The sequence below is a fragment of the Mycolicibacterium cosmeticum genome, from assembly GCF_000613185.1.
GTDB lineage: Bacteria > Actinomycetota > Actinomycetes > Mycobacteriales > Mycobacteriaceae > Mycobacterium > Mycobacterium cosmeticum.
Genome location: NZ_CCBB010000001.1, coordinates 2,349,605 through 2,363,422 on the forward strand (window position 1 = coordinate 2,349,605; position 13,818 = coordinate 2,363,422).

At 68.6% G+C, this 13,818-nt stretch carries 12 protein-coding genes; 6 read left to right on the forward strand and 6 right to left on the reverse strand.

Annotated elements, in window-relative coordinates:
* Positions 1–115 precede the first annotated feature (115 nt).
* Positions 116–1,573, forward strand: a complete 1,458-nt coding sequence (locus tag BN977_RS11320) for an aromatic amino acid lyase (RefSeq protein WP_036397625.1) — start codon at positions 116–118, stop codon at positions 1,571–1,573.
* Here BN977_RS11320 and hutH read toward each other — a convergent pair.
* The gene (hutH, locus tag BN977_RS11325; protein WP_109790197.1) at positions 1,566–3,104 is read right to left on the reverse strand and encodes a histidine ammonia-lyase; all 1,539 of its coding nucleotides are present in this window, start codon (positions 3,102–3,104) and stop codon (positions 1,566–1,568) included. The genes BN977_RS11320 and hutH overlap by 8 nt on opposite strands.
* 67 nt (positions 3,105–3,171) lie before the next feature.
* Here hutH and BN977_RS11330 point away from each other — a divergent pair, with 67 nt between their 5' ends.
* Together BN977_RS11330 and BN977_RS11335 are read left to right on the forward strand one after the other, a co-directional pair.
* Entirely contained in the window at positions 3,172–4,332 is a 1,161-nt protein-coding gene (locus BN977_RS11330; protein WP_036397627.1) for a pyridoxal phosphate-dependent aminotransferase, read from the forward strand.
* Between the two features lie 30 nt (positions 4,333–4,362).
* Positions 4,363–5,682, forward strand: coding sequence for a DUF222 domain-containing protein (locus BN977_RS11335; protein WP_036397628.1), 1,320 nt, complete (start codon positions 4,363–4,365; stop codon positions 5,680–5,682).
* On the opposite strand, the gene BN977_RS11340 is transcribed toward BN977_RS11335, so the two are convergent.
* Genes BN977_RS11340 through BN977_RS11350 form a run of 3 tightly spaced genes read right to left on the reverse strand, consistent with a single transcriptional unit; the run spans position 5,663 to position 9,003 of the window.
* On the reverse strand, positions 5,663–7,582 hold the full coding sequence (locus BN977_RS11340; RefSeq protein WP_036397629.1) for an acetoacetate--CoA ligase: 1,920 nt from the start codon (positions 7,580–7,582) through the stop codon (positions 5,663–5,665). The two genes, BN977_RS11335 and BN977_RS11340, sit on opposite strands and share 20 nt — an antisense overlap.
* A gap of 15 nt (positions 7,583–7,597) precedes the next feature.
* Positions 7,598–8,248: a CoA transferase subunit B gene (locus tag BN977_RS11345; protein WP_036397630.1), complete on the reverse strand. Its 651-nt coding sequence runs from the start codon at positions 8,246–8,248 to the stop codon at positions 7,598–7,600.
* Complete coding sequence (locus BN977_RS11350) at positions 8,245–9,003, reverse strand: CoA transferase subunit A (protein WP_036397631.1); 759 nt, start codon at positions 9,001–9,003, stop codon at positions 8,245–8,247. Before BN977_RS11350 ends, BN977_RS11345 begins: the two co-directional genes overlap by 4 nt.
* Before the next feature lie 154 nt (positions 9,004–9,157).
* Between BN977_RS11350 and BN977_RS11355 the strand changes: the two genes are divergently transcribed.
* Entirely contained in the window at positions 9,158–9,922 is a 765-nt protein-coding gene (locus tag BN977_RS11355) for an IclR family transcriptional regulator (RefSeq protein ID WP_036397632.1), read from the forward strand.
* Positions 9,923–9,926: 4 nt separating this feature from the next.
* Here BN977_RS11355 and BN977_RS11360 read toward each other — a convergent pair whose 3' ends face one another.
* Together BN977_RS11360 and BN977_RS11365 are read right to left on the reverse strand one after the other, a co-directional pair.
* Positions 9,927–10,673, reverse strand: a complete 747-nt coding sequence (locus BN977_RS11360) for a 3-hydroxybutyrate dehydrogenase (RefSeq protein ID WP_036397633.1) — start codon at positions 10,671–10,673, stop codon at positions 9,927–9,929.
* Positions 10,670–12,013, reverse strand: a complete 1,344-nt coding sequence (locus BN977_RS11365) for an MFS transporter (RefSeq protein ID WP_036397634.1) — start codon at positions 12,011–12,013, stop codon at positions 10,670–10,672. The genes BN977_RS11360 and BN977_RS11365 overlap by 4 nt, the downstream gene beginning before the upstream one ends.
* A 35-nt stretch (positions 12,014–12,048) precedes the next feature.
* Here BN977_RS11365 and BN977_RS11370 point away from each other — a divergent pair, with 35 nt between their 5' ends.
* Positions 12,049–12,987, forward strand: coding sequence for a LysR family transcriptional regulator (locus BN977_RS11370; protein ID WP_024451571.1), 939 nt, complete (start codon positions 12,049–12,051; stop codon positions 12,985–12,987).
* Positions 12,988–13,031: 44 nt separating this feature from the next.
* Positions 13,032–13,805, forward strand: coding sequence for an alpha/beta fold hydrolase (locus BN977_RS11375; protein WP_024451572.1), 774 nt, complete (start codon positions 13,032–13,034; stop codon positions 13,803–13,805).
* Positions 13,806–13,818: the final 13 nt, after the last annotated feature.

A 13,818-nucleotide genomic window follows, 5' to 3' on the forward strand; every position in this document is an offset into this window, starting at 1 on the left:
CAGGACACCCGCTGTTGCCACTAAGTAAAATTTGATTTCCATCTAGCGGAAATATTGGAGCTTCGGCGATGATAGGACCGATCGCCCGCCTGCGGTAGAGAACGAGGAGAATTACATGATTGTGCTGACCGGAGCGGGCACGATTGCCGACGTCGTGACGCTGGCGGACCGTCGCGATCAGGTCTGCGTGGCGCCGGCCGTGCTCGACGCGGTGACCCGGGCGCATCGCCAGGCGGCCGAGCTGAGTTCGCGCTTCGCCACCTATGGCCGCACCACCGGCGTCGGGGCGAATCGCAGCACACCGGTGGCACCCGACGATGACGACTACGGGCTGCGCCTGCTGCGCAGTCACGCCGCAGACGCGGGTGATCCGCTGGATGACCGGACCGTGCGTGCCATGCTGGCCGTCCGCCTGATCCAGCTGTGCATCCCGGGAGCCGGGCTGGATCCGCACATCCTGGGCGGCCTCGAGCGCATGCTCAACGACGACGCCCTGCCCGAACTGCGGCACTACGCTTCGATCGGAACCGGCGATCTGGCCGCATTGGCCGGTACCGCGCTGACCTTGATGGGTGAGCGGCCGGCCACCGGACCGCTGGTCGCGATGCCGCCGTGGGGCGCGGACAGCGCGCTGCCGTTCATGAGCAGCAGCGCACTGACCGTCGGCCGCAGCTGCCTGGCCGCCGACGAACTGATCCGGCTGGAACGCGCATCGAGTGTCATCTACATGCTGAGTTTCCTTGCCCTGGACGGCAACCCGTCAGCGTTTGCCGCCCCGGCCGCACGCGCGGCCGCCGCACCCGAGGTGGACGCGCTGGCCGCCCGCCTGCGGTCGTTGTTCACCGGCGCCGGGCACCCCGACCATCGGCCGGCCCGCATCCAGGATCCATACGGGCTGCGCGTCTACCCCGTCGCCCAGGCCAGCGTGGTGGCGACGCTGAAAGCTCTTGTCGGACAGCTGGAAAGGACGCTCAACACGGCCCAGGAGAATCCGCTGTTCGACATCGACGGCGACCAGGTGGTCCATCACGGGGCGTTCTACCAGGCAGCGCTGTCCCTGGAACTCGACGGCACCACGCTCGCGCTGGCGTTGACCGCGCCGATCACGCACTCCCGGATCAGAATGCTCAACGACCCGGAGACCAATGGCCGCAACGCTTTTCTGGCCGTCGCCGAGGACGGTTCGTCCGGAGTGATGATGGTCGAATACGTCGCCGCCGGGGCCATCGCGGAGATCCGGGCCGCCGCGCAGCCCGCCTCCGTCGGGACACTCGTGCTGTCGCGGGGCATGGAGGAGGATGCGACGTTCGCCTCCCAGAGCGCCCTTCAGCTGGAGCGGTCGGTGGCCGCCTACCGGGTGCTGTTGTGCTGCGAGTTGGTCGGGGCGTTGCGGCTGCTGCGGCAGCGCGGTCTGCACCGCCGGTTCACCGGTGTTGCCGGGCAGGCTCTGACCCTCGTTGCGGATCTGCCCTGGGATGACGCGGACCGGGACCTGCGCGGGGACCTCGCGGCGGCCGAGGCTCTGCTGGATGACCTCGGACGCCTCGTGCCCGCCGGTGATCCGCTCAGCTGAGAGGCCCGACGACCGCCTCGGCGGCGGTCACCAAGCTTGCCTCCCTTGCCAATTCGAGGACCGCTTCGATCTCCGGCGCCAGGTGGCGATCCGGCCCGAGGCCCGGTACCCGGTCACGCACCGCGGCGATCACCGCCGCGGTGGCCGGCGCCGGCCGCAACGGTGCCCGCATCTCGATTCCCCTTGCGGCGGTGAGCACTTCGATGGCCAAGACGCGGGTGAGCCCGTCGATGGCCTTGCGCAGTTTGCGGGCCGCCGACCATCCCATGGAGACGTGGTCCTCCTGCATGGCCGACGACGGGATCGAGTCGACGCTCGCGGGCTGGGCCAGACGTTTGAGTTCGGAGACGATGGCGGCCTGGGTGTACTGCGCGATCATGTGTCCGCTGTCGACACCCGGGTCGTCGGCCAGGAACGCGTTGAGGCCGCGGTTGCGCGCCGCGTCCAGGAAGCGGTCGGTGCGCCGCTCGCTGATGCTGGCCAGGTCGGCCACGGCGATCGCGAGGAAATCCAGCACATAGGCGACCGGGGCGCCGTGGAAGTTCCCGTTGGACTCGACGGTGCCGGCGTCGGTGATCACGGGATTGTCGACGACGCTGGCCAATTCCCGGTCGGCGACGCTGCGGGCATGCGCCACGGTGTCACGCGCGGCGCCGGCGACCTGGGGTGCACACCGCAACGAGTAGGCATCCTGCACCAGCGGGCAGTCCGGTCCGCTGTGACTGGCGACGATGGGTGATCCGGCCAGTATCCGCGTCATGTTCGCGGCCGCGACGGCCTGGCCGGCCTGGGGCCGCAAGGCCTGCAGATGTGCCGCGAACACTCGGTCGGTGCCCAGCAGGCCCTCGACGCTCATCGCCGCGGCGATATCGGCCAGCACCAGCAGCCGGTCGAGATCGGCCAGCGCCAGCACCAGCTGCCCCAGCATCCCGTCGGTCCCGTTGATCAGGGCCAGGCCTTCCTTCTCGGCGAAGGTGACCGGTTCCAGCCCGTGCGCACGCAGGGCGTCCGCGGCCGGCAGCAGCGCACCGTCACGGGTGCGGACATGACCCTCACCCATGACCGCGAGCGCGACGTGCGACAGCGGCGCCAGGTCACCGGAGCAGCCGAGGCTGCCGTATTCGTAGACCACCGGCGTCAGCCCGGCGGACAACAGCGCGGCGTACGTCTGGGCGACATGCGGTCGGACCCCGGTGCGACCGGTGGCCAGCGTCGAGAGCCGCAGCAACATCATCGCCCTGATGACCTCGCGTTCGACTTCCGGCCCCGATCCTGCGGCATGCGAGCGAATCAGGCTGCGCTGCAGCTTCGTTCGCAATTCTGGTGGGATGTGCCGGGTGGCCAGCGCCCCGAAGCCGGTGGAGATGCCGTACGCCGGGACGGGATTGTTCGCCAGCGCTTCGATGCGCGCCCGACTCGCGGCGATCGCGGCCACCGCATCGTCGGCGAGCACCGTAGCCGCATCATCACGCGCCACCCGCACGACGTCGTCGGCACTGACGGGGCCGACACCCACCACAACCTGAACCATCCGATGATTGTGCATGCACCACCGACCGGCCGGCCGATATGGGGCCAGGTGTTCTAGCCTGGCTCAGATGACCAACCCCGTGGCACTGCGCGCCGGTATCCCGCCGTTCTATGTGATGGACGTGTGGCTGGCGGCCGCCGAGCGGCAGCGCACGCACGGGGACTTGGTGAATTTGTCGGCGGGTCAGCCCAGCGCGCAGGCGCCGGCACCGGTGCGTGCGGCCGCCGCCGAGGCGCTGACCCACCACAATCTCGGATACACGGTCGCCCTGGGCATTCCGGAGCTGCGCGCGGCCATCGCCGCGTCGTACGAGCACCGGTACGGCCTGCATGTGGAACCCGATGCGGTGGTGGTGACCACCGGCTCCACCGGCAGTTTCCTGCTGGCATTCCTGTCGTGCTTCGACGTCGGCGACCGGGTGGCGGTCACCAGTCCCGGCTACCCCTGCTATCGCAACATCCTGTCGGCGCTGGGCTGCGAGGTGGTCGAGGTGCCGTGCGGACCGGAGACCCGGTTCCAGCCGACGGTGGCCATGCTCGAGGCGCTGGACCCGCCGGCGAAGGGGCTGATCATCGCCAGCCCGGCGAATCCAACCGGGACCGTCATCGCCCCGGCCGATCTCGCGGCGATCGCCCGCTGGTGTGACGCCAACCGGGTGCAACTGGTCAGCGACGAGATCTACCACGGCCTGGTCTACCCCGGCGCCCCGACCACCAGCTGCGCGTGGGAGACCTCGCGCAATGCCATTGTGGTGAACAGCTTTTCGAAGTACTTCGCGATGACGGGCTGGCGCTTGGGTTGGCTGCTGGTGCCCGAACCGCTGCGCCGCGCCGTCGACTGTCTGACCGGGAACTTCTCCATCTGCCCACCCACCCTGCCGCAGTTGGCCGCCGTTGCCGCGTTCGATCCCGAGTCGCTGGCCACCGCCGACGCCCTGGTCCAGGACTACGCGGTGAACCGGGACCTGTTGTTGCGCGGGTTGCCCGAGATCGGGCTGGACCGGTTGGCCCCCGCCGATGGCGCGTTCTATGTGTACGCCGACATCTCGCGGTACTCGCACGACTCACTGGACTTCTGCGCGCGGTTGCTGGCCGACACCGGGGTCGCCATCGCCCCAGGGGTCGATTTCGACACCGTGCACGGCGGGTCGTTCGTCCGGCTGTCCTTTGCAGGGGCTGCCGACGAGATCACCGAGGCCCTGACCCGGATGGGGTCCTGGCTGACCTGACTTGTCGGACGGTGGGCGTACAGTCAAACCATGTTCGAAAGGGTGTTCGATTTCGGTATCGGTGCCGGTGTTGATACCGATGTCGATGCATACGCCGACGCCGACGAGGCGACGCTGCGCGGGCTCGTCGAGCAGTTCGAACGGCTGAAAGCGGCCGCCGCCGCGGCGCAGGCACGCGCAACGGAGGCCTGGGCAACGAAGCGCCATGCGGCGGAGATGGCCGCGGGCATACCGAAGAAGAAGCGCGGTCGCGGGCTGGCGAGCGAAGTGGCCCTGGCCCGCCGCGTCGCTCCCAAACGTGGTGGCCAGCATCTCGGTCTGGCGACGGCGCTGGTGCGCGAGATGCCGCATACCTTGGCGGCACTGGAACGCGGGGTGCTCACCGAATGGCGTGCGACGCTGATCGTGCGTGAATCTGCGTGTCTGTCCGTCGAGCACCGCAGACAGCTCGACGCCGAGTTGTGCAGTGATGCATCCAAGCTCGAAGGCTGGGGCGACAAGCGGATCGCGGCCGAGGCGAAGAAGATCACCGTGCGGCTGGACACGGAAGCCGTGGTCGAACGCAATGCCAAGGCGGCCGAGGAGCGCTGCGTGTGGATCCGTCCCGCACCCGACACGATGACCTATGTGACGGTGTTGTTGCCCGTCGCGCAAGGAGTGGCGGTGTACGCCAGCCTCAAACGAGAGGCGGATACCACGTTCGACGGGCGCTCCCGCGGCCAGGTGATGGCCGACACGGTGGTCGAGCGCGTCACCGGGCGCCCCGCCGATGCGCCCGTTCCGGTTGCCCTCAATCTGGTGATGGCGGATACCACCTTGGCCGGGGACGACGACGAGCCCGGTTGGTTGGACGGCTACGGCCCGGTGCCAGCCGGATTCGCGTGCAAGATCGTCGGCGACGCGGCGATGGACGAAACCGTCAAGACCACCCTGCGGCGCCTCTACCGGCACCCCGACAGTGGGCAGCTCGTCGCGATGGAATCGCGCTCGCGGATCTTCCCCAAAGGGCTGGCCACCCTCATCGGGCTGCGTGATCAGACCTGCCGCACCCCGTATTGCGACGCCCCGATCCGTCACCACGATCACGCGCAACCTCACCGTGAGTCCGGCCGCACGAGCGCGCTCAACGGACTCGGTGAATGCGAGGCCTGCAACTATGCCAAGGAAGCCCCTGGCTGGCGGGTCCGGACGACGGAGCGAGACGGTCGCCACCGAGCGGACTTCACCACTCCGACCGGAGCCGTCTACCGGTCGATCGCCCCGCCACTACCGGGGCCACCGATCCGAAGACGGATCAGCATCACCGAGGGCCGGCTCAGTATCGATCTGGTCATGTTCGACGCTGCGTGACATACCAATCCAGCAGATCGGGATTGTCGACGGCGCTGCGTTCCACCACCCGAGCCGCGTCCGCCCCCTGGAACAGCTTCTTGACGGGCACTTCGAGTTTCTTGCCGGTCCGGGTGTGTGGAATACCGGGAGCCACGATGATCTCGTCGGGTACATGCCGGGGCGACACCTCCGAGCGGATGGTCTCGTTCACCTTGCGCACCAGGGCATCGTCGAGTTCGGCACCCTCGGCGAGCACCACGAACAGCGGCATCCAGTAGCCGCCATCGGGTTGCTCCACACCGATCACCAGGGCTTCGGCGATCTCGGGCAGCCGCTCCACCGACTGATAGATGTCGGCACTGCCCATCCGGATGCCGTGCCGATTGAGCGTGGAATCCGACCGGCCGTGCACGATGACGCTGCCGTGGTCGGTGATGGTGATCCAGTCGCCGTGTCGCCACACCCCGGGATACATCGTGAAATAGGCGTCGCGGTACCGGCTGCCGTCCGGGTCGTTCCAGAACGCCACCGGCATGGACGGCAGGGGTTTGGTGACCACCAACTCCCCCACCTCCCCGCGCACCGGCCGGCCGGCTTCGTCCCACGCGTCCAGCGCCACCCCCAGATACGGCGCGGACAGCTCGCCCGGCCACACCGGCACCGTCGGGACGCCACCGGCGAACGCCGACACCACGTCGGTGCCGCCGCTGATCGAGGCCACCTGCACCCGCTCACCCACGTTGTCGCGCAACCACAATGACGTCGACGGCGGCAGGGAAGAACCGGTGATGCCCACGGTGCGCAACGCGGACAGATCATGATCGGTGCGCGGTACCGCCCCGGCCTTGGCGCAGCCGAGCACATACCCGGGGCTGGTGCCCAGCACGGTGACCCCGAGCCGGGCGGCGATCTGCCACAACGCATCCGGTGCAGGATGCGCCGGACTGCCGTCATAACAGACGATGGTGGCGCCGGCCAACAGGCCGGCGACCTGGAAGTTCCACATCATCCAGCTGGGGCTGGTGAACCAGAGGAAGGTGTCGTTCGGGCCGATATCACTCTGCAGGGCAACGGCTTTGAGATGCTCGACGAGCACCCCACCGTGCCCGTGGATGATGCCCTTGGGCAAGCCGGTCGTCCCGGAGGAGAACAGGATCCACAGCGGATGGTCGAAGTCCACGGCGGTGGTCTCCAGCTCGTCGGCGCCCGGCGCGCTGGCCTGCGCCCAGTCCAGGCACCCGGCGGGCACCGGGGCCAACCGCGATACGGCCACGGTCGCCTTGAGACCGGGCAGGCCGGCCCGCAGCTCGGCCACATCGGCACTCTTGTCGTGCACCTTGCCGCCGAACCGGTAACCGTCGGCCGTCACCAGCACCACCGGCTCCAGCTGGCCCAGCCGGTCCAGTGCGGCCTTGGCCGAGTAGTCCTGGCCGCACGCACTCCATACCGCCCCGATGCTGGACGCCCCCAAGAAGGCGATGACGGCCTCGACGATGTTGGGCAGGTACCCGACCACCCGGTCGCCGGGGCGGACACCCAGGCCGCGCAGGGTGGCCGCGAAGGCGGCGGTGCGGCCCAACAGCTCGGTCCACGACAATTCGGTATCGGGAACGCCCTCGCCGATGCACAGGATGGCCGGCCGGTCCGTGCGCGCCTGCCGAGCGATCTGATCGACGTAGTTCACCGTCGTACCCGGGAACCATTGCGCGCCGGGCATATCCGAGCTGGCCAACACATCGCCGGCGATATCGCCCAGGCCGAAGTAGCGCCAGAGCGTGCCCCAGAACTCGGCGGGCTCGTCGACCGACCACTGCCACAGCGCGGGATAGTCGCGGGGCCGGCCGGCGAACCGCGCGAAGTCGGTGATGCGTGCGGCCTCGATCCCGGCCGGAGTCGGTTCCCACTGCGGCGTCGTCACATGGGCGAGCCTATGTCACGTGAGGGTCGCCCCGGTGACCGCTCGCACATCGTCGGCCGACACTCCCGGTGCGGTCTCGACCAGGACCAGCGTTCCGTCGCCCACCACGTCGATGACGGCGAGGTCGGTGACGATGCGGTGCACCACCCGTTCACCGGTGAGCGGCAGGCTGCACCGGTCGACGATCTTCGGGTTGCCCTGCTTGTCGGTGTGTTCCATCAGCACGATGACCCGGGATGCCCCGTGCACCAGGTCCATCGCACCCCCCATGCCCTTGACCATCTTGCCGGGCACCATCCAGTTGGCCAGGTCTCCGAACCGGGACACCTCCATCCCGCCGAGCACGGCGACGTCGATGTGCCCGCCGCGAATCATCCCGAAGGACAACGACGAATCGAAGTACGAGGCGCCGGGCAGCACGGTCACCGTTTCCTTGCCGGCGTTGATCAGATTCCCGTCCACCTCGTCCTCGACGGGGTAGGGCCCGGTGCCCAGGATGCCGTTCTCCGAGTGCAACGTGACCCGCACGGACGGGTCGAGGAAGCCGGGCACCAGCGTCGGCAGCCCGATCCCGAGGTTCACGTACTCGCCGTCGCGCAGTTCGGCGGCCACCCGGGCGGCCATCTCGGGCCTGCTCCAGCCGCGGCTGGTCTGGGTGTCGGTCATGCGGTGGCCTCCCTGGTGGTGCGCTTCTCGATGCGAACGTCCTGTGCACCCGTCTCGACGACGCGTTGCACGAACACGCCGGGCAGGTGCACCGTGTCGGGGTCGAGTTCGCCTGGCTGCACGAGCTTCTCGACCTGGGCGATGGTGACGCGACCGGCCATGGCCGCCAACGGGTTGAAGTTCTTGGCGGTCTTGTCGAACACCAGGTTGCCCTCGGTGTCACCGATCGCCGCGTGCACCAACGCGAAGTCGGCCTGGATACCGGTCTCGAGTACGTAGCGCTTGCCATCGAAATCGCGCGTCTCCTTCGGAGGGGACGCCACGGCCACCGAGCCGTCGGTGTCGTACCGCCACGGTAGCCCGCCGTCGGCCACCGGGGTGCCGACGCCGGCCGGCGTGTAGAAGGCCGGGATGCCCGCGCCGCCGGCCCGCAACCGTTCGGCCAGGGTGCCCTGCGGGGTCAGCTCGACCTCCAGTTCGCCGGCCAGGTACTGGCGGGCGAACTCCTTGTTCTCGCCGACGTAGGACGCGGTGACGCGGCGAATCCGGCCCAGGCCGAGCAGGACCCCGAGCCCGACCCCGTCCACACCGCAGTTGTTGGAGTACACCTCCAGATCGTCGACGCCGGATTCGGCGACCGCCTCGATGAGCTTGTCGGGGATGCCGCACAGGCCGAAACCACCGACCGCGAGCGTCGCGCCGCGCGGGATGTCGGCCACCGCGCGGTGCACGTCCTTGACTACTTTTCCGGACAACGCCTGACCACTTTCAACTCAGGTGCGTTCGCTCAACGAACGCACGAAACTCCCGATAAGGACAGCATCGATCCATGTTGGACACAACAGATTGTTCGTCTGACGGAACATCACACCCTTTTCGCGTCCACTCAATGGACGCTATGCTCGGAGCGTGACGGACGCGGGCACCCCGGTGATCACCCGGGTCGCCGCCATCCTGCGCGCGGTCGGGTCCGCCGCGGACGGCGTGACGACGACGGCACTGGCCCGCGCCACCGACATCCCGCGCGCGACGGCACACCGGATGCTCACGGCGCTGGCCGACCAGGGATTGGTGGACCGGGCCACCGGCACCGGCCGGTGGTACCTCGGCCCGGAGATCTACCTGCTCGGCTCGGTGGCCAGCAGCCGCTACGACGCCGTGCCGGTCGCCGATGACATCCTGCGCGCCCTGGCCCGCGACACGGGTGAAAGCGCGTTTCTCTCGACCCGCCGCGGCGACGAATCGGTGTGCGTATCCGAGGCCGAGGGCAGCTTCCCGCTGCGCTCGCATGTGCTGTACCCGGGCAAGCGATTCCCGCTCGGCGTGGCGTCGGCCGGCCTGGTCATGCTGGCCCACCTGCCCGACACCGAGGTCCAGGACTATCTGGACCGCACCGACCTGGAAAGGGCTTGGGGCAGTGAGCATTCGCGTGCGGCCGTCGAGGAGAGGATCCGGCAGACCCGGATCACCGGCTATTCGGTGAACCCCGGCCTGGTGGTGGAAGGCAGCTGGGGTATCGGCGCGGCGGTGTTCAACGCGCTCGACCAGCCCCAGTGGGCGGTGAGCCTGACCGGCGTCGCCGCCCGGTTCGCCGAGGGCCGCACCGAGGCCCTCGGCGAGACGCTGTTACGCGCGGCCCATGCGCTGACTCAACGACTCCGGCGCCGGAGCTGACCACTCAGCGCGCGCTCCATCCGCCGTCCATGGTGTAGGACGCCCCGGTCACCATGCCGGCGCTCGGCGAGGCCAGCCAACCCACCAGGTCGGCCACCTCCGCCGGTTCCACCAGGCGTTTGATGGCGCTCTCCTTCAACAGGATCTGCTCGAGCACCTGCTGTTCGTCCACACCGTGCGTGCGAGCCTGATCGGCGATCTGCTTGTCCACCAATGCGGTACGCACGTAGCCGGGGTTGACGCAGTTGCTCGTGACGCCGTGCGGGCCACCCTCCAGCGCGGTGACCTTGGACAGCCCCTCCAAGGCGTGTTTGGCCGTCACATAGGCCACCTTGTACTCCGAGGCGCGCAGTCCGTGCACCGACGACAGGTTGATCACCCTGCCGAATCCGTTGGCGTACATGTGCGGCAACGCGGCGCGGATGAGCAGGAACGGGACCTCGGCCATCAGGGTGAGGATGGTGCGGAAATCCACCGGTGCGAATTCCTGGATCGGCGCAACCCGTTGCACCCCGGCATTGTTGACCAGGATGTCGGTCTGCAGCCGCAGGTCTTCCAGCGCGGCCACGTCCAGCAGGTCCACTCCCCAGGCAGTCCCGCCGATCTCACGGGCCAGTTCGGCGGCGCCCGCACCGTCGCGGTCGGCGACGGTGACATGCGCCCCACGCGCGGCGAGCGCACGGGCGCAGGCCGCGCCGATACCGCTCGCGCCGCCGGTGACCAGTGCGGTGCGTCCGGTCAGATCGCTCACGCGGCAACCGCTTTCGCGTCGGCGCGGTCGACGTCGGCCAGGTCGATGCCCTTGGTTTCCCTGGCGAAGTACACGGCCACCAGGGTGATCGCGGCGGCGCCGGCCAGGTAGATCGCGATCGGCACCGAGGATCCGTAGGTCTTGAGCAGCCACACCGCGATGATCGGGGCCAGCGAGCCGGCGACGATCGAGGTGACCTGATAGCCCAGGGAGACACCGGAGTACCGCATCCGGGTCGGGAACATCTCGGACATGATCGCGGGTTGCGGGGCGTACATGAAGGCGTGGATCACCAGGCCCAGCGTGATCGCCGTGACCACGGGCAGGAACCTGCCGCTGTCCATCATCGGGTAGGCGAAGAAGCCCCAGCAGGCCGCACCGACGCCGCCGGCGAAGTACACCGGGCGCCGCCCGTACCGATCCGAGAGCGCGCCCACGGTGGGGATCACGGCGAAGTGCACGGCGTGGGCGACCAGCAGCCACCACAGGATGTCGCTGGTGTTGGCATGTACATGTTCCTTCAGATAGGTGATCGAGAAGGTGACCACCAGGTAGTACATGATGTTCTCGCCGAATCGCAGCCCCATCGCGGTGAACACCCCGCGCGGATACCGCTTGAGTACCTCGATGGCGCTGAACGAGCTGGCCTTGATCTCCTCGGCCTCCTGTTGCGCCGCAAGGAAGATCGGGGCGTCGGTGACCTTGGTGCGGATGTAGTAACCGACCAGCACCACCACGGCCGATAACCAGAACGCCACCCGCCAGCCCCACGACAGGAAGGCCGTGTCGGTCAGCGTGCCGTAGAGCACCAGCAGCACGATGGTGGCGAGCATGTTGCCCACCGGCACGCCGGCCTGGGGCCAGCTGGCCCAGAATCCGCGGCTGCGGTCGGGGCTGTGCTCAGCGACCAGCAGCACCGCGCCACCCCATTCACCGCCGACCGCGAAACCTTGGATGAAGCGCAGCGTCACCAGCAGGATCGGTGCGCCGTATCCGATCTGGGCGAAGGTCGGTAGGCATCCCATCAAGAAAGTGGACAGACCGACCAGGATCAGACTGAACTGCAGCAACTTCTTGCGGCCGAACTTGTCGCCGTAATGGCCGAACACGACGCCGCCGAGCGGCCGGGCCAGGAAGCCGATGGCGTACGTGGCGAACGCCGCCATGATCGCGTCCAGGTCGTTACCGCCCTGGGGAAAGAACAACTTGTTGAACACCAGGGTGGCGGCGGTGCCGTACAGGAAGAACTCGTACCACTCCACGACGGTGCCCGCCATGGAAGCGGTGACGACACGTTTGAGCCCGGTCGGCGTATACGGATTGTGATCGGCAGCACACATGGTGGTGAGTATTCATGCACGCACAGATGGGCACAATGGCTAGATCCGCAGGACGGGTCTGCAAATATGCAGATATGACCGCACCGAGCGCCGACGACATGCTGATCCTGCTGGCGGTCGGCCGGACCGGGCGCTATGTCACCGCCGCCGAGCAGTTGGGCATCAACCACACCACCATCTCCCGGCGCATCGCCGCGCTCGAACAAGCCATCGGAGCGCGGGTGCTGGTGCGGGTGGGCAGCACCTGGGAACTCACCGACCGCGGCCGTGAGGTCCTCGCCGCCGCCGAAGCCGTCGAGGCGGCAGTGCACTCGGTCGGCGGCGACCCGGGCCGCTCACCCAGCCTCGCCGGCGTGGTGCGCATCTCGGCGACCGACGGATTCAGCGCCTATATCGCGGCGCCGGCCGCGGCGCAGGTGCAGCGCCGGCATCCCGACATCGCCGTCGAGATCGTCGCCACCACCCGGCGGGCCAGCCTTCAGCGCTCCAGCGTCGACATCGAGATCGTGGTCGGCGAGCCCACCGTCCGCCGCGCGCTGCCGATCCGGCTCGGCGACTACTGCCTGGGTCTGTACGGTTCGCGGTCCTACCTCGCCACCCACGGCACGCCGGCCTCCGTCGACGAACTGGCCGAACACCCACTGGTCTATTTCATCGATTCGATGCTGCAGGTCGACGACCTCGACCTGGCCGCCGACTTCGCGCCGGCCATGCGCGAATCGGTCTCCTCGACGAACGTCTTCGTCCACGTCGAGGCGACGCGGGCGGCCGCCGGGTTGGGCCTGCTGCCATGCTTCATGGCCGACCGCTGGGCCGACCTGGTGCGGGTGCTGCCCGACACGATCTCCGCACGCCTGACCTATTGGCTGGTCACCAGGGCCGAAACCCTGCGCAGGCCCGAGGTGTCCGCGGTGGTGGAGGCGCTGCGCGAGCAGGTGGCCGCCCAGCGTGACGTCCTGCTGGGTGCGGGGTGAGCGAAACACTTGCCGCTCCGGCCCGCGGATGGTGCAGTATCGCAATGCCATTCCTCCAGTCCGGCGACACCCGGGCCTACTACCGGCACTGGGCCGCAAGCGATCCGCGCGCGGCCGTCGTCTTCCTGCACGGGTTCGGTGAGCACACCGGCCTGTACCACCGGTACGGCTTCACGCTGAACGCGGCGGGTATCGACCTGTGGGCGGTCGATCAGCGCGGGCACGGGCTGAGCCCGGGGCCGCGCGGGAACTTCGGCACGCTGGCCGACAGCTCCGCACTCGGTGAGCAATTGACCGCGATCGTGGAGCGGGAACGGCCCGGGCTGCCGTTGATCGCGGCCGGGCATTCGTTCGGTGCGGTGGTGACCCTGCTCCGGGTACTCGAACAGCCGGACCGCTACCGGGCCGCGGTAATTTCCGGTGCACCGCTGATCCCGATCCCCGAATTGCTGGACACCGACTCCGAATTCGACCTCGACCCGAGTTGGTTGTCCGGGGATCCGTTCTATGTGGATGCGCTGGAGAATGACCCCCTGGCCTTCACCGATGCCGACGGGGCGCCGCTGGCCCGGGCGCTGGACGCGGCCTGGGACCGGTTCGGCACCGAGCTTCCCACGTTGACGGTGCCCACCCTGGCCGTGCACGGCACCGCCGATCCGATCGCCCCGGTGGGCCCGGTGCGGGCCTACGCCGAACAGATCGATGCGTTGAGCATCGCCGAGTTCACCGGGGCGCACCACGACGTGCTCAACGAAACGGTGCACCGTGAGGTGGCGGCCACCGTCATCGACTTCGTGGGAACACATATCGGCAACTGACGGCGTTCCGGGA